Origin of the sequence: Chryseobacterium phosphatilyticum, assembly GCF_002899825.2 — a bacterium.
Taxonomy (GTDB): domain Bacteria; phylum Bacteroidota; class Bacteroidia; order Flavobacteriales; family Weeksellaceae; genus Chryseobacterium; species Chryseobacterium phosphatilyticum.
In genome coordinates this window covers 131,569-153,489 of the sequence record NZ_PPED02000005.1, presented here as the reverse complement: position 1 = coordinate 153,489, position 21,921 = coordinate 131,569, and the positions used below count along the sequence as shown (strand labels likewise).

The 21,921-nt window shown below is 38.2% G+C and carries 16 protein-coding genes; 3 read left to right on the top strand and 13 right to left on the bottom strand.

Annotation, left to right across the window (positions count from 1 at the left end; translation table 11 throughout):
• Positions 1 to 84: 84 nt before the first annotated feature.
• The gene (locus C1631_RS19405; protein ID WP_109713788.1) at positions 85 to 378 is read left to right on the top strand and encodes a c-type cytochrome; all 294 of its coding nucleotides are present in this window, start codon (positions 85 to 87) and stop codon (positions 376 to 378) included.
• 24 nt (positions 379 to 402) lie between these two features.
• A complete protein-coding gene (locus tag C1631_RS19400) occupies positions 403 to 690 on the top strand; it encodes a c-type cytochrome (protein ID WP_109713786.1) in 288 nt (95 codons plus the stop codon).
• 42 nt (positions 691 to 732) lie between these two features.
• Here C1631_RS19400 and C1631_RS19395 read toward each other — a convergent pair whose 3' ends face one another.
• From C1631_RS19395 to C1631_RS19365, 7 genes are all read right to left on the bottom strand, one after another.
• On the bottom strand, positions 733 to 3,291 hold the full coding sequence (locus C1631_RS19395) for a T9SS-dependent M36 family metallopeptidase (RefSeq protein WP_109713784.1): 2,559 nt from the start codon (positions 3,289 to 3,291) through the stop codon (positions 733 to 735).
• A 246-nt stretch (positions 3,292 to 3,537) separates the two neighbouring features.
• Positions 3,538 to 6,126, bottom strand: a complete 2,589-nt coding sequence (locus C1631_RS19390) for a T9SS-dependent M36 family metallopeptidase (protein WP_109713782.1) — start codon at positions 6,124 to 6,126, stop codon at positions 3,538 to 3,540.
• Positions 6,127 to 6,207: 81 nt separating this feature from the next.
• Positions 6,208 to 6,714 carry a tetratricopeptide repeat protein gene (locus tag C1631_RS19385; protein ID WP_103246547.1) on the bottom strand — a complete coding sequence of 169 codons (507 nt, stop codon included), beginning with the start codon at positions 6,712 to 6,714 and terminating at the stop codon, positions 6,208 to 6,210.
• The gene (prfH, locus tag C1631_RS19380; protein WP_109713780.1) at positions 6,701 to 7,399 is read right to left on the bottom strand and encodes a peptide chain release factor H; all 699 of its coding nucleotides are present in this window, start codon (positions 7,397 to 7,399) and stop codon (positions 6,701 to 6,703) included. Before prfH ends, C1631_RS19385 begins: the two co-directional genes overlap by 14 nt.
• Before the next feature lies 1 nt (position 7,400).
• Positions 7,401 to 7,946 carry a nucleotidyltransferase family protein gene (locus C1631_RS19375; RefSeq protein ID WP_103246549.1) on the bottom strand — a complete coding sequence of 182 codons (546 nt, stop codon included), beginning with the start codon at positions 7,944 to 7,946 and terminating at the stop codon, positions 7,401 to 7,403.
• 195 nt (positions 7,947 to 8,141) lie between these two features.
• Complete coding sequence (locus tag C1631_RS19370) at positions 8,142 to 9,533, bottom strand: RtcB family protein (protein WP_103246550.1); 1,392 nt, start codon at positions 9,531 to 9,533, stop codon at positions 8,142 to 8,144.
• A 27-nt stretch (positions 9,534 to 9,560) separates the two neighbouring features.
• On the bottom strand, positions 9,561 to 10,298 hold the full coding sequence (locus C1631_RS19365) for a hypothetical protein (protein WP_109713778.1): 738 nt from the start codon (positions 10,296 to 10,298) through the stop codon (positions 9,561 to 9,563).
• 439 nt (positions 10,299 to 10,737) lie between these two features.
• Between C1631_RS19365 and C1631_RS19360 the strand changes: the two genes are divergently transcribed.
• Entirely contained in the window at positions 10,738 to 11,583 is an 846-nt protein-coding gene (locus tag C1631_RS19360) for a hypothetical protein (RefSeq protein ID WP_103246552.1), read from the top strand.
• Between the two features lie 48 nt (positions 11,584 to 11,631).
• Here C1631_RS19360 and scpA read toward each other — a convergent pair whose 3' ends face one another.
• The 6 genes from scpA to C1631_RS19330 all read right to left on the bottom strand — a co-directional run bounded on the left by scpA (position 11,632) and on the right by C1631_RS19330 (position 21,855).
• Positions 11,632 to 13,764: a methylmalonyl-CoA mutase gene (scpA, locus tag C1631_RS19355; protein WP_103246553.1), complete on the bottom strand. Its 2,133-nt coding sequence runs from the start codon at positions 13,762 to 13,764 to the stop codon at positions 11,632 to 11,634.
• 171 nt (positions 13,765 to 13,935) lie between these two features.
• Positions 13,936 to 16,038, bottom strand: coding sequence for a prolyl oligopeptidase family serine peptidase (locus C1631_RS19350; protein ID WP_109713776.1), 2,103 nt, complete (start codon positions 16,036 to 16,038; stop codon positions 13,936 to 13,938).
• A gap of 87 nt (positions 16,039 to 16,125) precedes the next feature.
• Entirely contained in the window at positions 16,126 to 16,803 is a 678-nt protein-coding gene (locus tag C1631_RS19345) for a hypothetical protein (protein WP_109713774.1), read from the bottom strand.
• 75 nt (positions 16,804 to 16,878) lie between these two features.
• Positions 16,879 to 17,964 carry a peptide chain release factor 1 gene (gene prfA / locus C1631_RS19340; RefSeq protein WP_109713772.1) on the bottom strand — a complete coding sequence of 362 codons (1,086 nt, stop codon included), beginning with the start codon at positions 17,962 to 17,964 and terminating at the stop codon, positions 16,879 to 16,881.
• A gap of 140 nt (positions 17,965 to 18,104) precedes the next feature.
• Positions 18,105 to 19,403, bottom strand: a complete 1,299-nt coding sequence (locus tag C1631_RS19335; protein WP_103246557.1) for an APC family permease — start codon at positions 19,401 to 19,403, stop codon at positions 18,105 to 18,107.
• A 7-nt stretch (positions 19,404 to 19,410) separates the two neighbouring features.
• Positions 19,411 to 21,855: a TonB-dependent receptor plug domain-containing protein gene (locus C1631_RS19330; protein WP_103246558.1), complete on the bottom strand. Its 2,445-nt coding sequence runs from the start codon at positions 21,853 to 21,855 to the stop codon at positions 19,411 to 19,413.
• Between the last annotated feature and the right edge of the window lie 66 nt (positions 21,856 to 21,921).

The window sequence follows — 21,921 nt, the reverse complement described above, 5'->3', positions numbered from 1 at the left end:
TATTTCTTCTAAATTAAAACTACAAGCCTCTGTGTCAACGGCCTGAGGAATTTATTACATTTGTTATCTATCAAAAAAATAAACATGAAAAAACTTATCGCTGTCGCATCAGTTACTGCCGTTCTACTTGTTTCTTGTACGCCTAAAGCTTCAACATCTGTTGTCGCATCCGGATCTTCAACATCAACAGCAGAGCAGATTGCTCAGGGAAAAACTATTTTTGAAAACTCTTGCGGAAAATGTCATAAACTTCCGGATCCGGCTTCACATAATCCTGTACAATGGGTAGGAATTATGAATTCTATGGCTCCGAAGGCAAAGCTTACGGACGAACAACATCAGTGGGTTTACGATTATATCGTTTCTGTAAAAAAATAACCAACAACAAAACAAAATAGAGGTATGAAAAAGTTAATTTTAAGTGGTATTGCAGCTTCAGCATTTTTGTTATCCTGCGGACCCAAAAGTACAGCCGTAACCGGCCCCAAGTATTCCTCATCTGAAAAATTGGCCCAGGGAAAAACTATTTTTGAAAATTCGTGTGCAAAATGCCACCAACTTCCGGAGCCTACAAAGCACGACAACCAAGGCTGGATAAAAACTTTAAGCAGAATGGCTCCAAAAGCTAAACTTAATGATGATCAACATCAAATGGTTTATGATTATCTGATTTCTGTAAATAAAAAATAAGCTTTCATTAGAAAGCTTATTTTTTTGTATTCATGATTGTATTTACCTTACAATCAACTTCTCCACCTGCATTTTATCTCCCTGCTGAATATGTACCATATATACTCCTTTCTGAAATCCACGTGTTGAAATAGCTTTCTTTGATACAGATTCCCTGGAATCTGTAAATACCAGTTTTCCTGACATATCAAACATTTTGATCTTGACTTCTTTGGAAGATTTATCAATATTTCCAACAAAGAATTCATCATAAGTAGGGTTAGGGAAAATAACAAACTTATTATCAGCTGTCTTAATATCCTGAGTTGACAGTGTGTTACATTCTGACGGAACCGTAAAATCTTCTACCTGATCGTTAGCAACAGTGCTACTTCCTGCAGAAGCATTCGTTCCCAATCCTCTTTTTGCAAATGCATTCCAGATCATACATTTGTCTGCTCCTGCATTACCAACTGCATCAGCCTGGAGAATTGCGTTTCTCCCATCAATAAATGAAGGGTTACAAGCCTGAAGTTTAAGTCCATCCATAACCAACTGCAACACCCTTGCATTCCCGGAGGTTGTACTGGCCATCACATCACTGTTGTACCCATATTTTTCAATGTATTTCCAGGTAAGATCCCACAACATGGTTGCCCAGATAAACCCTATGGCGTGGGATCCTGAAACCGTATTCGTTCTGGCATACGTATAATCGTTTACACTAAAGTCCGGCGAATATTTAGCAAGCCTGATTCCTCCTCCATTTGTTGATTGATTCTTAACATATGTTCCCATTCCTTTCGCTAAAGAAGATGTATCTCCAGGTTTAGTAGTTAACATTAATGCAAAATAATCTGACCATCCTTCTCCCATCTGTTCGACAGAATTAAGGCAACTATACCCTTGCCCCGTTAACCTATTTGAAATACCATGTCCGTATTCATGAGCGATAATTCCATTATCAAAACTTGAATGCTTAAAGCCATCATAATTAAAATTTAAGGTAAGATTCACTGTCGTTCCCCCGTTAACCTGATCAACAAGATATTCCCCTTCTGACTTACCCATCATAATAGAAGGGATGGTAACTCCAGAAACGTTACCATCATCGCCCATTGTAAATGGATCAGCGTTAACCGGATCATAAATAATAGCTCCTATAGCTCCTGCTGTCTGCATATTTTTCACTTTAGTTTTAAAGCTGCAGACTCCTCTTTGTGCAACGCCTATTTTTCCTGTCAGGCTTCCTGCAGTTAATGCAGAACAGGCATTAGTAGGTGTAGAAATACCGAGGTCCCCCGTTACTGTCTGTCCACCAAATAAAAGTGACCCAAATCCAGCTCCTCCTGTTGCCACTTTAGGGCGGTTTACAATTAAATCCGGAGCATTATATTGATATCGAGTAATGAGATCATTTGCGGTTTCATTTCTAGTCCAAAGATACATTTGCATTCTTGGAACATAAATATAAGTCTGCCCTCCAACTACAGCTTCCAGCCCAGGATAAAAATTGGCATTATTAAGCCCGCTTCCATCAAAGGCTTCGGCATTTACAGCGTCTCCCTGCAATCCTCCTTTACCAAAATTGTTGGTTTGATAATTTCTAGCGGTCTCTGTAAATCCAAATTTATAGAATATATCATGCATCTTATTATTCATATAAAACAGATTGGTAATAGCTGCATCTCTGTATGTAAAAGGATTTTCATATCTACCATCGGCAAAAGGAAAGTCAAAATTGAGAGTACTTCCTCCATCCGGAGAATATCCGGCTGTATCAGTATTGTTCTGATCTGAATATGCATACACATTATTTCCTCTGGTATTGGTATAGTTATTTGTTCCATCTGAGTGCCACCCTTCTGGAGACAATGTCAAATTCCATGGATTATTGACAAGTGATCTGGATCCAAATGTGGGAGCTTCTACCGGCAGGGCAAAAACATTATATGAAGCATTAGTGGGTACGAGTACATTTGCCAGATTATCCCGAGAAATTTCTTCCTTACCCATTGATTGTATTTCTTTAATTTCTTCATGTACATCTGAATTATTCCCAAAATTACAACTGAGGGTCATATTATCTTTAGTCAATATTTCCCCACTGTCTGCGTCCGCAATCACATGCCAGATATCCGAGGAGTTTTTGTCTGATACAAAGAGTTCTTTCGCCAGAATATACACTCCATTTTTCTCAAAGTATACATTCGGAAAATAATCAACCTTTGCAATTTCGTTTAATGCAAGTTTTTGCTTAAGAAGATCCTCTGGAAACTTTTCCTGAGCTTTCTTCTGAGTGGCAACTACAATATTTCTCCTGAAATCATTTTTTTCAGAGATGATACGATCATCTTTCACAAGTACTTTCCCCAAGGCATTAAAAATCCTAAGCCCATCATAAGTTTGTTGTACATTTACAATCGTTAGCCCCAAACTTTTTGAAAGATCTTCATTAAGAATAGTAACTCCAACTTTATTCCCTCCATTATTTTTTTGAGCTAAATAGTCGCTATTTTGATAATAATCCTGAATAAATTTTGAAGTGTTTTGTGCATTTATTTTGCCAAATGCAAAAAAAACAGCCATAGAAATTGGCATTAAAAATAGTTTTCTATCCATAAAATATGTTTTTAAACAATCGAACTTACATATTATTCATAAGAAAACACATGTAAAAATGTTAAAAAAATAGAAAAACACGCATTTTATTAAAATTATTGTTTTTTAATTATTTTTATTCAGTTTTTCAAAACTTTCATTGTATTAATTTCTTTTCACTCAATTGTATGGGGTTGATTTCTATAAATAAAAAGTAAGCTTTCTAGTAGAAAACTTACTTTTGGGCTCTTTATATTAAGCTATAGTTTATCTTACAATCAGTTTTTCCACTTGGGTTTTATCTCCCTGCTGAATGTGTACCATATACACTCCTTTCTGGAATCCTCGTGTTGAAATAGCTTTCTTGGACGCAGATTCTCTGGAATCTGTGAATACCAGTTTTCCGGACATATCAAACATTCTGATTTTAACTTCTCTGGAAGATTTATCAATATTTCCAACAAAGAACTCATCATAAGTAGGATTAGGGAATACGATGAATTTAGTATCTGCATTTTTTATATCCTGGGTGGCCAGTGTCGTGTTACATTCTTGCGGAACAGTAAAATCCTCCACCTGGTCATTGGCCACTGTTTTAACTCCGGCTGAAGCATTTACTCCTAAGCCTCTTTTTGCAAAAGCCGCCCAGATCATACACTTATCAGCGCCTGCATTCCCCACTGCATCTGCCTGAAGAATGGCATCTCTTCCATCAATAAATGTGGGGCTACATGCTTGTAATTTAAGTCCATTCATCACAATCTGAAGCGCTTTGGCATTTCCTGACGTAGGGCTCGCTAAAACATCACTGTTATATCCATACTTTTCAATATATTTCCAGGTAAGGTCCCACAACATGGTTGCCCAGATAAATCCTACCCCATGTGGGATCACTGCAGTATTTGTGTTTACGTACGTGTAATTATTTTCATTAAAATCCGGAGAATATTTAGCTGGTCTTATTCCTACTCCTGTGACAGGTTGTCCTTTCGGATATGTTCCTACACCTCTTGCAAGAGCTGAAGTATCTCCCGGTCTTGTGGTGAGCATCAGGGCAAAATAGTCTGACCATCCTTCTCCCATCTGTTCTGTGGTATTGGTAGCAGAAAGACAGCTATATCCCTGACCTGTCAATCGATTTGAAATTCCGTGTCCGTATTCATGAGCGATAATCCCATTATCGAAACTTGAATGTTTAAATCCACTGTAATCAAAGTTTAAAGTGGCATTGACTGTTGTTCCCCCATTCAGTTGAGCGACCATAAATTCACCTTCCGTTTTTCCAATATTAATGGATGGAATGGTTACCTGCGCTCCTGAGTTTCCGGCCCCCATACTTACAGGGGTATCACTTGATGGTCTGTATACGATTACTCCGACAGCACCGGCATTTTGCGCGTTCAAAACTTTAAGACCATATTCACAACTCGTACTGGTCACAATAGCGATTTTATTGGTAAGGCTTCCCGCAGCAGGTGCTGTACAAGCGTCCGCAGGAACCGAAACGGCAAGATCTCCTGTAACTGCCGGACCGAAGATGGGCCCGAATGAAGCTCCTCCTGTCGATGCTTTGGGTCTGTTAACAATCGTTGCCGGAGAATTATACTGGTACCTTACAATAGGGTCGTCTGCGGTTTGTGTTCTGTCATACAGATACATTTGCATTCTTGGCGCTAAAACCTGAGGTTGTCCTGAAACAATTCTTTCATAGCCTGAGCTGAAATTGGCATTATTAAGTCCACTTCCGTCAAAAGCTTCCGCCCGTACTGCATCACCTCCCAATCCTCCGTTAGCAAAATTATTAGTTTGAAAATTTCGTGAACTTTCCGTAAACCCAAACTTATAAAACACATCATGCATTTTGTTGTTCATATAAAACAGGTTGGTAACCGCCGCATCTCTGTATGTGAACGGATCAGCATATCTGTCGTCGGCAAATGGGAAATTAAAGTTTCTGGTAATGCCTCCATCGGGTGAGTATCCTGGTAAATTGGTGTTATCCTGATCCGAATAGGCATATACATTGTTTCCTCTTGTAATGGTGTAGCTATTGGTTCCATCAGAATGCCATCCTTCCGGAGAGGCCGCCAAGTCCCAGGGATTATTAATAACCGTACGACTTCCAAAGGTAGGAGCTTCTACCGGCAGTGGAAAAATATTATAGGAAGCATTAGAAGGTACAAGCAGATTATTTGTTGTATTCTGAATCGTTTCTTTAAAATAAATAGGTTGATCTACCCTATTTTGAGATTCCTGAATCTCTTCAGATTTTTCATCTGAATCTAAGTTGTGATCAAACTGGCAGCTAAGAGTCATATTATCTTTACTAAGAATTTCTCCACTACCGGCATCTGCAATGATATGCCATACATCGGAAGAATTACCGTCTGAAACAAATATTTCCTTTGAAAGGACAAATACTCCATTCTTTTCGAAATAGACATCGGACGAATAGTCTGCATGTGTAATTTTCGTCAACCCAAGTTTTTGTTTAAGGAAGTCGTCTGAGAATTTCTGTTCTTTTTTAGAAGGAGTAGCCACCACCACATTTCTGCTAAAATCATTTTTTTCGGAGACAATCTGTTCACCTTTAATGATTACTTTTCCCAAGGCATTGTACAATCTAAGTCCATTGTAGGTTTGCTGCACATTGACAATATTAGCTCCAAGTGTTTTAGAAGGGTCTTCATTCAAAATGATCACTCCAACTTTATCATTGGCACCGTTTTTTTGAGTTAATTTTCCGCTTTTTTGATAATAATCCTGAATGAGTTTCGTAGAATTTTGTGCATTCAACCGGCCAAATGCAAAAAACACTGCAACAGAAACCGGTAGTAAAAATAATTTTTTATTCATATAATCGCTTTTTATTGGATAAATCTATGGATTATTTACAATAAAACAAACAATTAAATGAATTTTATAAAAAATGAAGACTTATACAGTCTCCACTTTTTTTCTTCTTTCAGGCATTTTCTCTCTGATAAATTTTTCCCGATCATTGAGCGTATCTGTCATACTTCTGCAATAACTGAATCTTTTCGCTGTTTTCAGGTGTTCGATCGCTTTATTGTATTCTTCTTTTCTTTCATATAAAAGGGCATTACAATAAAGAATATCTGCTTTATCGATCCCTTTCATTTTCAAGGCGAAAGCAATTAGTTTTTCTGCTTCATGGTAATCTTCGTTATTCATAAGGCATTCAATATAATATCTTGGAGTATTTATATTGGCAATATTCGACTGCATGGCCGCTTCAAAATAGTTTTTTGCAGCCTCATAATCCCTGACAATTTCTGTGTAGACTCTGCCCATGAGACAAAGACTGTCTGCATCCTCAGGTTCATAGGATAACGCATAGTTTAAAGCATCCATACATTCTGAAAGGTTATGAGGAAAATAATCTAAGGCCTCAAAGTAGTATTTATTTTTAGTTAAGGTCATTGCTGTACTTTTTTAATTCATTTTTTAGAGTGCTCCTTTTCTTTTTAAAGGATTTGTCTTCATAATTTTTTTTAAAATCTGTTCCGGAAAATATCCGTATCGGATTTCCACGTTGCACTTGTATCTGAAGTGTCCAGGTTTCTTTCATTTTCTTTTCCAGTTGTTGAATATACATTGCCATTACTTTTTCTTTCAACCGAATGACAGACAGCTTTTTATTCTCCAATTGTGATCTTGAGTCCTGCACAAATACAGACTCTTTACTTGGGATATGGGTAGCCCGGACAGCTGTATTGACTTTATTTACATTCTGGCCTCCGCTTCCCTGGCTTCTTGTCGTCTGGAACTTAATGTCTCTTTCCCTGAAGTCTACTTTTTCCGGGTTCTCTAATTCAAAGACACCGATAAACCAGTTGCTTCTTTTGTGTAGTTTTCTGAAAGTACTTTTCCCAACCCAGCAAATACTTCCCAGCCAGTTTTTTAAAAACACCGGCAGCTCTTTTCCTTTTAAAAGAACAGTGACCGATTTCAATGTCAGGTTTTCATCACCGTTTTCACGATGGATGATTTCATACTTTATATTATTTTGTGTTGCTTCTTCAAGAAACGTTTTCAATACTTTAGCAACTACCCATTGGCATTCTAAAGGTCCTCTTCCGGAAGTTATCTGTATTAATTTTTCCATTTTATTTAGGTATTTCACTTAATTTTGGATGTCCCAAAGGATCAATTCGCTTTTGTAATAAATCTTTTGCAGCCATTACTGCCCAGCATTTGTCACTGGAATGGATATTTCTATAAAAGGAGAGCAGCAGCTCCGGCTCAACGACAGTGAATCCATTGGATTTTACCGTTTTCAGATCATCTCTTTCAAAGAAATCGATAGTAATCCTATAAAATTTTTCGTTTTCCAGTTCTACTGTTTTCTCATACCTGCGGAAGTTTTCCTGACTTGGTAAATGATCATACCGGGTCCATACTTTCTGAAACCCTTCGTTTTGCAGGATCATTACGACCTCAGCTACGTTTTCCTTTTTTACAAAAACATCAATATCCTTGTGATCATGGGCATGTTTGTATTCTGTGTGCCCGGGTTCTGACATAAAATGCCAGGCCCATCCTCCTGATATAATGACTTTATTTTTGAGTATATTTAATATGTCAAGACCCAGGCGGATTCTGAATTCCGGCCAAAGCTCTCCATATCTTTTTATGTTATGTGGTGCTCCCATTGTTTTGTTTTTTAAGGTGATAAAGATTGATTACTGATATTACCTTTCTTTTCTATTGTTATTAAAACCTAACAGGTTTCAGAAACCTGTTAGGTTAGCCCCGATTGCAGCGATTGTCTGAGCTCATTTTTCTTTTTGCAAAACGAAAAATAGCGAGTGCGGAAAGCGGGATTAAGCTCCTGTATACACAACAAGCTATCGGTCCATTCTTACAATTCTCGGTTGAAATGTTCCCAGAATGTCTACCAGTTCGCTTTGTGCGTTCATCACTTCATGGATGTTTTTATAGGCCATTGGTGCTTCTTCTGCATTTCCTCCCATTAAGGTAACGTTCTTGAGCTTTAACTCTTTTTTGATATCGTTTTGGGTAAAAAGGCTTCTGCATTCTCCTCTTGAATGAGCTCTTCCTGCACCGTGTGAAGCAGAATTCAAAGAATCAGGGTTTCCTTTTCCGCGGACAATAAATCCTTTTTCGGTCATGGATCCGGGAATCATCCCCAATTCATTTTGATTGGCCGGAGTGGCTCCTTTTCTGTGAACAATGACTTCTTTTCCGTTGTGAATTTCCTTCCATGCAAAATTGTGATGGTTCTCAATTCTGGCTTTCACCCTACCACCGACGGCTTTCACCAATCTCCTGTGTATATCGTCATGACAAGCGGAAGCATAATCTCCGGCAAGGTTCATAGCAGTCCAGTATTCCAACCCGAGATGTGTACTCAGGTCAAGCCAGGCAAACTGTTGTGCTTCCTTGGGGAGAGGACATTGGTCTGCCGCTACCCTTGAGTAATACTGGGCAATCTCAGCTCCCAGCCCTCTGGAACCGCTGTGAGAAAGTATTCCCAGATATTTTCCTATGGGCAGACCGATCTGCTCATCTTCTTCGGTGATTTCTACTTCCCCGAATTCTACGAAGTGATTTCCACCACCGGAAGATCCCATTTGCTTAATGGCTTTGCCTTTTAATCTTCTTAAAACTGGAATGTGATCAAAGGTATCTCTGTCGAAGATCTCATGGTCTATGTGAGACTTATGGGTCTCATACATTCCGAATTTTGTATGTTCTGCAAGGGCTTTTTCATATTTATCCCTTGCTCCGTTGAGATATGAAACCGGTGTATCCAAAATACTGAGGCTCATTCTGCAACCGATGTCCATCCCCACTCCATAAGGGATTACTGCATTTTCTACGGCAAGTACTCCTCCGATAGGAAGCCCATACCCGCTGTGAGCATCAGGCATTAAAGCTCCTTGCGTAGAAATCGGCAGTTTCAGTGCGGTGTACAGTTGGTTTTTTGCTTCTTCTGAAATATTGTTTCCAAAGATCTGAAAAGAGGCGCGCTGCGAATTCAGCATTCTTTTTTCTGTCTTTTTTGAAGAAAGCAATGTTTCTGCGATCTGTCCGAAGGTCAAATCTTTTTCAAAATTCTCCGGATGAATCAGGATTTCTTTTAAAATAGATTTTACGTGATGGATATTTTTGGTTGCAAAATTTCTTTTCATGACTTCCAAAGCAACGTTTACACTTTGATTGTTTGGATAGCCCAGTTTTAATATATCTTTTCCTTTTAGTTTTAAATTTCCCATTGTTTTGGTTTTAAATAATAGTTGGACTTACAGGTCCTGAAAGTTTTCTGCAATTTCTTTTGCAGAGAGGGCGCAGGTATAATATTTCCCGCTTTTGACAAGATGTATATCTTCTTTTTTTGATCTCCATTTGTATGATTTACCATAGATTTTTTTGTTGATAACCCCTACTGTTTTATGCTGCTCTAAACAAGACTCCAGCTCTGCAAGTTCTTTTTCCAGTTCGAAATCTATTGGCTTGTAATGGGTAATCATATTGGGTCTTATCCTTAAGGTAAACCTCCATGGTTCAGTAAATTCGTAGTATGCTTCGTTGCATTTCCGATAAGGGCAGTATTCTTCATATTTCAGGAAATATTGTCTTTCCCTTGCTGTAAGTCCGAATTTCGGATCATTCCAGGACCAGGAAGAGATCGTCTTGAGCTTTTGTTCTTTTTCGACATATATTCTCCTCCCGAATTTCCTTTTCTTTTTGAGAAACTGACGGCTTTCGGAATACATCCAGGTATTGATTTTCTTTAGAATTTCTTCAAAAAATTCTCCATCTTTTGATCTCATGACGTCATCCCTGACGACAAAGAATCTTACAAATCCCCTCTGATAAGGATTATCTAAAGGAATCAGTGGAGTATTTCTTTTTATTTTCCAAAGTTCTTTACTACGATTATACTTTTTTCTGATCTGTTTTTCTACATCTTTTCTTTTTGTTCTTTTTCTGCTTCTCAAACTTCTTAAGCGATAGGACAGAAGGTGATCATTTTCCATGTTAAGACACAGGATATCAGATACAAGATCCGTAATTAAGGATCTGTTTTGTATCTTTTCCTTTATTCAACTAAAACATTAGTTGATATATTGACACTGATGGACATGTATAGTTTTGAGATTGGAATCTCATTCTATTTTTGTCCTTTAACGACACTAAAAGATTTCGGGGAAACTTAAGTTTGAAATATTGCGCAATAAAAAACCCGAAATCTCTACGACTTCGGGTTGTGATATTTCTTTGTACTATTATTCTAAGAGTGTACCAAACCACGAAGCCTCACCACGAAAAGTGGCAATCCAACTGTAGAATTCTGTTTATTTCTGAACATTGCTTCGTTGTTTTTAAATGGTTAAACTTGATTTTCAGGTGCAAATATATAATTAATTTTTAAATGTTCAATTTTTTAAATCTTATTTTTGTGAAAAAATTAATTTCATGCATAAACTTTTGTTAGGCTTACTTCCGTTATTGTTGATCGGATGTAAGAAAGAAGAACCTGTAAAAAAAGAAGAGGTAAAGGTGTTGGACAAGGCTTGTTATTCCACCGATTTCACTAAAAAAATCCTTGATCTTGATGAAATGAAGGAGCAGGCTAAATTTCTGGATTCTCTGACTAACGGGAAAAGTGGCATTGCTTTTTTAGTAGACAGTACAAAGGTTAATGGTATCTGGAACTACTCTATTTCTGCAGGATATAACGGACCGGATCGTTTTGAAACCTATCACATCTTTCGTGCTTCCGCCAATGAATGTGATCAGCTGGAAATTATGGAATCTGTTTCGGGAGATTATATATCTATCGAAAAATGGAGAAAAGCAACGAACGAGCCTTCACAGGAAGAATCCGGCTTAAAAAAGGGGAAATACAGTTTTCCTCTTGAAAGCCTTCCCAGGGTAGATGTCAAATTTATGGAAACTGATTTCTTACCGGAAGGTTCAGAACAATATACCTGTGGAGAGCCCAAGTTCAGATATTTTCCGTTAACGCAATATAAAGGGATGGAGCTTATTCTCGTTCCGATGGATTGTGGTGATTTTGATTACCGGTACTATCTGCTTACTGTAGTGAAAAACAGCATCATTGGTGAAGCTTATGTAGAAGGTATTTGGTTTGATCCCGGAAAGGATGATAAGAAGGAAGAATTCAGCAGTTATGAAATCAGTAAAAGCGGTAAGGTGACTGTCACTACGGATCATACCTTAGATGGGGAAAGCCAAAGCATCACGAAAGCGTATTACCAGATTTCGGATGACGGCAAAATAATAGAAATCAAGAAATAAAAAAAGCTGCTTCGTAATTGAAGCAGCTTTTTTATGGTATTGCCAGTCCTACTGATCGGAAGACTGGGCTAATAATCTCTCTAAAATTTCAACCGCGCATTTCGGAAGGTTGGTTCCCGGACCGAAGATAAAGTCGGCACCATTTGCAAACAGGAATTCGTAGTCCTGTTGAGGAATAACCCCTCCTACAACAATGGCAACATCATCAGCTCCCAGTTTCTTAAGTTCTCCTACTACCTGAGGAACCAGTGTTTTGTGTCCTGCAGCCAGTGAAGATACTCCCAGAATGTGAATATCATTTTCTACCGCCTGCTTTGCTACTTCTTCAGGAGTCTGGAACAATGGAGCAACGTCTACGTCGAATCCCATATCGGCAAATGCGGTAGCTACCACTTTAGCTCCTCTGTCGTGCCCATCCTGGCCCATTTTAGCGACCATAATCCTTGGGCGGCGCCCTTCTTCTTCTTCAAATTTCTGAGTCAGATTAAGGGCTTTTTCAAAGTATTCGTTTTTACCTGCGTTCATAGCATATACTCCAGAAATTGTTTTAATATTGGCTTTATATCTTCCGAAGGTTTCTTCCATGGCATCACTCATTTCGCCAAGGGTAACTCTTCTTCTTGCGGCTTCTATACATAATGCCAACAGGTTTCCTTTTCCTGTTTTAGCACTTTCACGGATATCATTTAAGATTTGTGCAACAGCTTCAGGATTTCTTTCGGCTTTGATGGATTCCAGTCTTTCAATCTGTTTTCTGCGAACTTCTGTGTTATCGATGTCCAGAATTTCAATGGCATCTTGCTTTAATGATGACCTGAATGAATTGACTCCGATGATAAATTCTTCTCCACTGTCAATCTTCGCTTGTTTTTTAGCAGCCGCTTCTTCGATTCTCATTTTAGGGATTCCCGCTTCAATGGCTTTGGTCATTCCTCCTTCCTGTTCTACCTCATCGATATATTTCATGGCTTCTTCAATCATTTGCTGGGTAAGGCTTTCCACCAGATTGCTTCCTCCCATTGGATCTACCACATCACATATCCCGCTTTCCTGTTGTAGGATAATCTGGGTATTTCTGGCAATTTTTGCGGAGTAGTCTGTAGGCAGGGCGATCGCTTCATCCAATGCGTTGGTATGCAGGGACTGTGTTCCGCCTAATGCTGAAGATAAGGCTTCAATGGCTGTTCTTGTAATATTATTGAAAGGTTCCTGTTCTGTGAGTGACCAACCGGAAGTCTGTGAATGGGTTCTTAATGCTAACGATTTAGGATTCTGAGGATTAAACTGTTTTAAAAGAGTCGCCCAGATATATCTTGCAGCCCGCATTTTAGCAATTTCCATGAAATGATTCATTCCAATCGCCCAGAAGAATGAAAGTCGGGGAGCGAAATCATCTACATTCATGCCTGCTTTAATTCCTGTTCTTACGTATTCAAGACCATCTGCCAGTGTGTATGCCATTTCCAATACGGGAGTGGCTCCTGCTTCCTGCATATGGTATCCTGAAATGGAAATGGAGTTGAATTTCGGAATGTTCTGAGAAGTATATTCAAAAATATCTGCAATAATCTTCATGGAAGGTGCCGGCGGATAGATGTAGGTATTTCTTACCATGAACTCCTTAAGAATATCATTCTGGATGGTTCCGGAAAGCAATTCCTGTTTTACTCCCTGTTCTTCGGCAGCCACAATGTAGAAAGACAGAATCGGAAGTACCGCTCCATTCATCGTCATGGAAACAGAAATCTGATCCAATGGAATTTCGTTGAAAAGGATCTTCATATCTTCAACGGAATCAATGGCTACTCCTGCTTTTCCAACGTCACCTACTACTCTTGAGTGATCTGAATCATATCCTCTGTGTGTAGCAAGGTCAAAAGCTACTGAAAGACCTTTTTGCCCTGCAGCAAGGTTTCTTCTGTAAAAAGCATTAGATTCTTCTGCTGTCGAAAACCCTGCGTACTGTCTGATCGTCCAGGGTTTTTGAACATACATGGTGGAATACGGCCCTCTCAGGTAAGGTTCAATTCCTGGAGAAGTCTGGGTTAATGATTCATTTTTCACATCTTGTTTTTCATAAGATGATTTAAGCTCCAGTCCGTCTTTTTCAAAGTTGTATATCTCTCTTTCCTGAGGTAATATATTAAAATCCGGTGTTTTCACAGAAATTGTCTTTCGCATTCCAATAATTTTTGTCTCCGTAAAGTTAATTTTTTTGAACGAAACACGAAACTTCCGTTAACGATTACATTGTCTGCATTTTAATATATAAAAAGGCCGAACAAATGTCCGGCCTTCATGTCATTTATTTAATCTGTTTATTTTTTATAAACCTGATTTTATATGGTAAAATTAAAGCTTAACTCCCATTTCATAAAGCGCAAAAGAAAGCAAGTCTGCATTTTCACCGATTACCTGATCTGTTGATCTACCGGCACCGTGTCCTGCATTCTTCTCGATTCTTAATAAAACAGGATTCTTACATGCCTGTTTTTCTTGCAGCTCTGCACCAAATTTGAATGAATGGGCCGGCACTACTCTGTCATCATGATCACTGGTAATAATCATTGTTGATGGATAGCAGGTTCCTGCTTTTACATTATGTACCGGAGAATAAGATTTAAGATATTCAAACATTTCTTTGCTATCTTCTGCTGTTCCGTAATCATATGACCAGCCCGCTCCGGCCGTAAATTTATTATATCTTAACATATCCAGAACCCCTACTCCAGGGAAAGCTACTTTTGCAAGATCCGGACGCATGGTCATTGTTGCACCTACCAACAATCCTCCGTTTGATCTTCCTGAAAGAGCCATATATTCTTTTGATGTATAGCCTTTGCTTTGTAAGTATTCTCCTGCTGCAATAAAGTCTTCAAAAACATTTTTCTTCTGCTGTTTTGTACCGGCATCGTGCCATTTTTTACCATATTCACCTCCACCACGGATATTTGGAACAGCATAGATACCCCCATTTTCCATCCAGATCGCATTCACTACGGAAAAAGAAGGCTGTAAGCTGATGTTGAAACCTCCGTAAGAATAAAGGATTGTAGGGTTTTTACCATCAAGCTTGGTTCCTTTTTTATAATTGATCATCATCGGAACTTTTGTTCCGTCTTTTGAAGTATAGAATACCTGTTCTGATACATAATCCTCAGGATTAAACTTCACTTTCGGCTTCTGATATACTTCGGATTTACCTGAATCTACATTAAATTTAAATGTTGTTCCCGGAGTAATATAGTTACTGAAAGAATAATACACATCCTTTTCTTTTTCTTTTCCTCCGAAACCTGAAATATTTCCTTTGCCCGGAAGCGCAATTTCTCTGATCAGCTTTCCTGTTTTATCAAATTGTTTCACCTGATCAATAGCATCCACCATGTAGGTAGCAAAGAAATATCCACCACCGGAAGAAATTCCCAATACATTTTCTGTCTGCGGAATCACATCCTTCCATGTCTCAGGAGCCGGATTAGCGATGGTCGTTTTTACAAGACGCATATTCGGAGCCTCTTTGTCAGTAGAAATGAAAAGGTTATCTCCTTCTGTATCTACAATATCAGCATTGATATCAAATCCTTTTACGATTTGTACAAAATCCCCCCCTTTCTTTAAATCTTTTATATACAATTCATTTCCATTGGTAGCATTTGCAGCTGAAATAATCAGGTATCTCTGATCTTCAGAAACACTTGCACTCAGATATCTTCTTGGTGTTTTTTCACCACCGAAGATCAATTTGTCTTCAGACTGTTTGGTTCCCAGTTTATGAAAGTATACTTTATGTTTATCTGTCATTCCGGAAAGCACCGTCCCTTCTTTCGGTTTATCATAGCTTGAGTAATAGAACCCTTCATCTCCCTGCCATGAAATGCCGCTGAATTTTACATCCAGTAGTGTATCATCAATCTGTTTTTTGGAAACTGCATCGATGATGATAATTTTATTCCAGTCGCTTCCGCCTTCTGAAATGGAATAGGCTGCAAGGTTTCCTTTTTTATTGAAAGAAAGATTAGACAGTGAAGTTGTCCCTTTTTCAGAGAATTTATTAGGATCTAAAAATACTTCTGTAGCCTTGGTCTTATTGTTGGTTCTGTATAAAACAGACTGTGCCTGTAGACCATCATTTTTAGAGTAATAGGTATAATCCCCTTCTTTGAAAGGTGCTGAAATTTTTTCATAATTCCAGATTTCCTTCAATTGATTTTTTATTTTATCTCTGAATGGAATTTTTGCAAGGTAATTCTGGCTGTACGCCACCTCTTCATCTACCCATTGCTTAGTGGCTTCAGAGTCGTTTTCAAGATCTCTGAAAGGATCAGCCACCGTGCTTCCGAAATACGTATCATTCTGGCTTCCTTTTAATGCTTTAGGATAATTCATTGTTTGAGAATAAAAAGACGCTGAAAACAGAACTCCAGCGGTTAATAACATAGGTTTAAAATTCATAGTGAACGGTTTTTCTCAAAAATACGTAAAGTCTGTGACATAAAAAAAGTCCCGAAAACCGGGACTTTAATATATTTCATTTTAGAATTATTCTTTCGCTCCAAAGCTATCAAAATAAAAATCGGTAAGATCCGTGACAATCTGATCCGGACTTCCGTTCCAATAGTATATTTTATCTCCTTCTTTAAGCTCATAAAGGGTAAACTCCTGGTCTGTAGTCACCGTTTTGTCTGCATTCTTAAAATCCTGGGCAGCTCCAACCAAATATTTTTTAAGATCCTCAGCTTTTACTTTCTTAAGATCTCCTGCTGGGGAAGGTGTTAATTTTGAAGGAACCTGAAAGCTCACAGAATAGGTGATTTCAGCAATTTTCTGATCTTCCACATATTCATTGGGAACAACTTTTACATTTTTTACGGTAAGTTTTCCGGTTTTAAAATTACCCAGCATCCCTTTGAAATATTCTTCAGCTTCTTTTTTGCAAGCCGCAGCAGTTGCCTTAGGGAAAGCGCCAAGAAAATTCTCCACACTTGAGTTCATCATCTCTTCTGAACTTTCTTTAAAATTGACCTGATAAGCATTCTGCCCTTCTACGGTAGGTCTTAAATAATCATTCAGCTTGTTTAAGGAAGTTTCATCATTATTTACAAAAGTTCCAAAGAAGAGTTCAAATGCCTCCTTAGGTTTCTTTACTTCTGTCTGAGCCGACACATACTGTCCCATCATGGTAAGAAATACCAATAAAATAATTTTGTAGTTTTTCATAGTTTATATTATTAAATGATTTGAAAAAGAAAGCCCCCGAAAAATCAGAGGCTTTCTTATATATTTTTTTAAACTTTAGTAGTTTTCTTCTTCTCCCTTCATTTTCTCTGCATTCTCTGCCATGATTACCGCATCGATCATTTCAGCAATGTCTCCGTTCATGTACGCATCCAGATTATACATTGACTTGTTGATTCTGTGATCCGTTACTCTTCCCTGAGGATAGTTGTACGTTTTGATTTTTGCAGAACGGTCTCCGGTAGAAACCATTGTTTTTCTTTGTGCTGCAATATCTCCCTGAACTTCCTGCAATTTGATATCATAAAGTTTAGCACGAAGCATCTCCATTGCCAATTCACGGTTAGCCAGCTGAGAACGTGCCTGTTGACAAACCACCACAAGCCCTGAAGGTTTGTGAGTAAGCTGAACTTTCGTTTCAACTTTGTTTACGTTCTGACCACCGGCCCCTCCTGAACGGGAAGTCTGCATTTCAATATCTGCAGGGTTGATTTCTACATCTACTTCTTCAGCTTCTGGCAGAACGGCAATTGTAATAGCAGAGGTGTGGACTCTTCCCTGAGATTCTGTTTCAGGCACACGTTGTACACGGTGAACTCCAGATTCGAATTTCATGATTCCGTACACCCCTTCACCTTCTACTTTCATGATCAATTCTTTGTAGCCTTTTGCAGCTTCATTAGAATCGGTTACTTCATGTCTCCATCCTTTTGTTTTGAAATACATGGTGTACATTCTGTAGATATCTTCTACGAAAATCGCAGCTTCATCACCTCCGGTTCCGGCACGTAATTCTACAATTATATTTTTATCATCCGCAGGATCTTTAGGAATCAGCAATACTTTCAGCTCTTCTTCCAATCCCGGTATTTTAGCCTGAGCCTCCAGTTTTTCTTCTTTAGCAAGATCTACAAGATCTCTGTCTGACCCATCTGCAATAATCTCATCAGATTCCTCAATGGCATCTAATGCTCCTTTGTACTGGTCATACACTTTAACAATTTTCCCCAAGTCACTGTATTCTTTGTTCAAAGAAGAATATTTTTTTTGGTCTGAAATGACATCAGGCTGTATAATAAGGTCTGCAACCTCATTATATCTTTGTTTTATAGCTTCTAATTTTGGAATTAATGATTTAGACATTGTGGAAATTTTGTGGGTGCAAAGATAAGCATTATTAATTCAAAAGTAAAGCATAAATTTTTGAGCATTAGGGGTAAAATAGTAAAAAGGTGAATATGGGGATTTACAAATTCATCTTTTTACAGGATGAATGCTTTTTTCTAAACTCCTTTAGTAAGTCTTCTGTCTACGAGATACAAAATAATTCCTACAGCAATAATTCCCAATCCTATTACACTTTCTTTAGGATTATGGATAAATGTAAAATAGAGAATATAAAAGCTGAAGAGCAGGAAAACTGTCGGAAAAATATAAAATGTATTGGATTTAAATATTCTTCTGTCCTTTTTTTTCAGGAAAAACACCGTTGAAATAGCAAGACTGGCAAACAATTGCAGAATAAAAGCTGTGTATACAAAAATTTCTTTAAAGCTTCCCGTAAGGATAATAATCGTAGCAATCACCGCATGGGCAAAAATAGCTCTCACCGGAATTCCTTTTTTATTACCTGTTGAAAGAGGTTTCCATAGGTACGTACTTTTTGCAAACGCCTGTGTCAATCTTGAGCCTACCCACAGATAACCACTAATGGTGGCGATAAGCTGTAATGCAATAAAGACATTAACAATCTTTCCGAAACTGGTTCCCAGCATATTCACAGCCGCCTCACCCATCACATCTTCTTTTCCGGCCAATTGACTTACCGGAGCATGTTTCAGCATGATATAATTGACTAGGAGATAGCTGACAGTTACAAAAACAGTTCCTATAATCAGAGACTTCGGGAGGCTTTTCTGCACATCTTTTATTTCTCCGGCAATATAAGATGCTGAATTCCAACCGGTGTAAGAATAGGTCACAAAAACCAGAGAGGTGGCAAAAGCCGGAAGCATGATCTCATTTTTCCAACTCTCACTAAAATTCAGACTATTTCCAATTTGTGGTGATTCTGAAAGCCCAACTCCTACAATGACCAATACAATAATAAAAGCTATTTTGATAAAGGTAAAAAAGTTATGGAACCTGCTGGAAGTTTTTAAACTAAAGGATAAGGTAGCGGCTACCAGAAAAATAGCGGCTATGGCAAAGCCATTTCCAAAGGAATAATTAAATACGGAAAGGTATTTGGACATCGCTAAAGCTGCCAGGGCAACAGGGGATGAAAATCCAATGATTAAGGAAATCCAGCTGATCAGGTATCCAAATAGTGGATGATAGGTTTCTTTAAGATAAATAAAATCGCCACCGTTGCCTTTGAAATGGGAGCCTAATTCGGCATAGCAAAATGCTCCGAACAAAGCCAGAATTCCTCCGATAATCCACAATAGAAAAATACTGTAGGTATTGGTAATGTCCGATAATTGAAACCCCAATGTAGTAAAAATACCTGTTCCGATCATATTGGAAACAACAATTGCTGCTGCTGTTTTCCAACCGATCTGATGTGAAGCAGTACTCATGTAATGATTAAAAGTTAAAGTTAAGTCTTCCAAAGAAATAGCTCCCTAATGTTCCCATCTGAACAGGAGCATATTTGAATACCCCATAATATGAATTTTCATAAATCTGAAGATCAGGAAAGACATCAAAAATATTATTGGCCCCTACGGTAAAATTGATGTTTTTTGTAATATCATATCCTACACTAAGATCTGTAACAATTTTGGATGAAAATTTCTGAATGCCTCCAAACGGATAGCCATCTCTTATGACTTTACCAAAATAGGTATTTCTCACGAGAAAATTGAATTTTCCAATGCCATAGTTCAATCCTAATGATGCTTTTGTTTTAGGGGATAATGATTCAATAATATTGATCTGATCAGGACCAAAAAATTCTTTTTGAGGGGTTCCCAGGTTTTCCGGGAAATGGAAATCTGTAATTTTTGTTTCTGTATAATTTCCGGCAAGATTGATATTTAGATTTCCGCGGTCCAGTTTCCAGTCATAGGATACAACCAGATCTACACCTTTCGTTTCTGTATCTACGGCATTGGCAAAAAATCTTCCGCTTTCCACTTCATTCCCCGCGCCGACAATATCAGGATCCGACAATCTTGGGTCAGTAATATTGCTTGTGATCACAATTCTATCTTTCACCTTGATAAGATATCCATCCAACGTAATAAATAATCCTTTAGCCGGTTTTAAAGTAAATCCTACGCTTCCGTTCACTGATGTTTCCTGTTTTAATTTATCGAATCCAAGAACCTGTGCAGCTTTACTGTCGTTATTAAAAATTCCTTTAGTTACAATTCCTGAGCCGGAGGTTGAAATATCGGCATACGAATTATTGAAATACTGCTGCTGAAGAGAGGGGGCCCTGAAACCTGTTCCTATCGCTGCTCGTATGGCGTAATTTTTCACTATTTCGTAGCGTAAAGCAAGTTTACCATTCAAAGAATTTCCAAAATCGGAATAGTTTTCAAATCGGACGGCAGCATCAACATTCAGCTTTTTATCAAGATCATAAGATACATCTGCATATACCGCTGTGGAATGTCTGTCTTTTTTCAACGCATTTTTAGGTGAAAAACCAATAAATGACTGGGATCCGCCTGCACCACTTACCGTTGAACCTGAAGTTGCAACATTTCCATTGATATCATACTGGGTATAAGAAGCTTCATCTCCCGGTCTGATCTGATATTGCTCGAATCTGAACTCTCCACCGAATGCTACATTAAACTTACTGATGCTTTTGGAAACGTCAAGATTGAGGGTATTCTGAAGAAATTCGTGTGCTCCGGCATAAAAACTTGTGGGAGATTTAGCTCCCAGCGAAGCATTATTGGTATTGCTTATATTGTAATTGAAGGTATTGCTTCCGAAAGTATTGCTCAGATCAATTAACCAATTATTCACATCATACTTTGCTCCCACGGCGTAGGATACATCATACACCTGCGATCCTATGACAGCCTGAAATCCATTGGGGTACATTGAAGGAACGACATTAGAGGTTTCGCTTGGAAGCCTTCTGAAACCATACCCTTTTCCTTCCTTAATACTAAATCCTCCGAAAGAATACATTTTAAAGCGATCATTAAAAGGATACTCAGCATTAAAAAATAATTGCCCTTGTCTTATCTGAGCATCTCCGATCTGAAAATTGAAATCATCACGGGATAATCCTCTCTCTTTAATTTTTGCATCATCTGCAGCCCTTGCCGCTTCAGGATCCTTAGCAAATGCATAGGCGAAATTATCTCCAAAGATATCTAAATCATGATTTTGAGTTCTTGTTGTCTTTCCTCTATGACTTAACTGCAAAGAAAGATTGATATAGCCGTCTTTTTTTCCTAAAGAAGTTCCGTAATTTGCACCTGCCTGATAGGTATCACCATCATTTCTTCCACTTAAACCATAGGTAAGGCTGGCTGAAGCGCCTGCATTTTTTTTAAGAATAATATTGATAACTCCTGCAATAGCATCAGATCCATATTGTGCTGCAGCTCCATCTCTTAGTACTTCTATTCTATCAATGGCAATAACGGGAATGGTACTTAAATCTGTTCCCACCGATCCGTTTCCAACCGTGTTCTGGTAATTGACTAAAGAAGTAGTATGTCTTCTTTTTCCATTCACCAATACCAGCACCTGATCAGGTCCCATTCCTCTCAAAGTTACCGGGTCAATGTGCTCAGTACCATCTGAAGCAGATTGTCTTACAGAATTAAATGACGGAATCACATAATTCAATAGATCCTGGACGGTAATTTGCGGGGAAGCTTTCTGTATTTTTTCAATGTTGATCACATCGACAGGAACCAGTGTTTCCAGTTTTGTTCTTTTAACATTACGGTTTCCAACGATGATAATATCTTCGATTTGTTTTCCTTTTTCCTCTTGCTCCTGAGCAGCGACTCCAATTGTTCCAAGCAGTAATATAGTGATGCTTAATTTTTTCATCTTTTGTTCTTGCCGATTAAATACAAACGTTCTGACGGAACCTTCCGCAGATACATAAGACTTCAA

Coding starts and splice junctions, on each gene's coding strand:
- C1631_RS19405 (WP_109713788.1), top strand. CDS start 85: ATGAAAAAACTTATCGCTGTCGCATCAGTTACTGCCGTTCTACTTGTT.
- C1631_RS19400 (WP_109713786.1), top strand. CDS start 403: ATGAAAAAGTTAATTTTAAGTGGTATTGCAGCTTCAGCATTTTTGTTA.
- C1631_RS19395 (WP_109713784.1), bottom strand. CDS start 3,291: ATGGATAGAAAACTATTTTTAATGCCAATTTCTATGGCTGTTTTTTTT.
- C1631_RS19390 (WP_109713782.1), bottom strand. CDS start 6,126: ATGAATAAAAAATTATTTTTACTACCGGTTTCTGTTGCAGTGTTTTTT.
- C1631_RS19385 (WP_103246547.1), bottom strand. CDS start 6,714: ATGACCTTAACTAAAAATAAATACTACTTTGAGGCCTTAGATTATTTT.
- prfH (WP_109713780.1), bottom strand. CDS start 7,399: ATGGAAAAATTAATACAGATAACTTCCGGAAGAGGACCTTTAGAATGC.
- C1631_RS19375 (WP_103246549.1), bottom strand. CDS start 7,946: ATGGGAGCACCACATAACATAAAAAGATATGGAGAGCTTTGGCCGGAA.
- C1631_RS19370 (WP_103246550.1), bottom strand. CDS start 9,533: ATGGGAAATTTAAAACTAAAAGGAAAAGATATATTAAAACTGGGCTAT.
- C1631_RS19365 (WP_109713778.1), bottom strand. CDS start 10,298: ATGGAAAATGATCACCTTCTGTCCTATCGCTTAAGAAGTTTGAGAAGC.
- C1631_RS19360 (WP_103246552.1), top strand. CDS start 10,738: ATGCATAAACTTTTGTTAGGCTTACTTCCGTTATTGTTGATCGGATGT.
- scpA (WP_103246553.1), bottom strand. CDS start 13,764: ATGCGAAAGACAATTTCTGTGAAAACACCGGATTTTAATATATTACCT.
- C1631_RS19350 (WP_109713776.1), bottom strand. CDS start 16,038: ATGAATTTTAAACCTATGTTATTAACCGCTGGAGTTCTGTTTTCAGCG.
- C1631_RS19345 (WP_109713774.1), bottom strand. CDS start 16,803: ATGAAAAACTACAAAATTATTTTATTGGTATTTCTTACCATGATGGGA.
- prfA (WP_109713772.1), bottom strand. CDS start 17,964: ATGTCTAAATCATTAATTCCAAAATTAGAAGCTATAAAACAAAGATAT.
- C1631_RS19335 (WP_103246557.1), bottom strand. CDS start 19,403: ATGAGTACTGCTTCACATCAGATCGGTTGGAAAACAGCAGCAGCAATT.
- C1631_RS19330 (WP_103246558.1), bottom strand. CDS start 21,855: ATGAAAAAATTAAGCATCACTATATTACTGCTTGGAACAATTGGAGTC.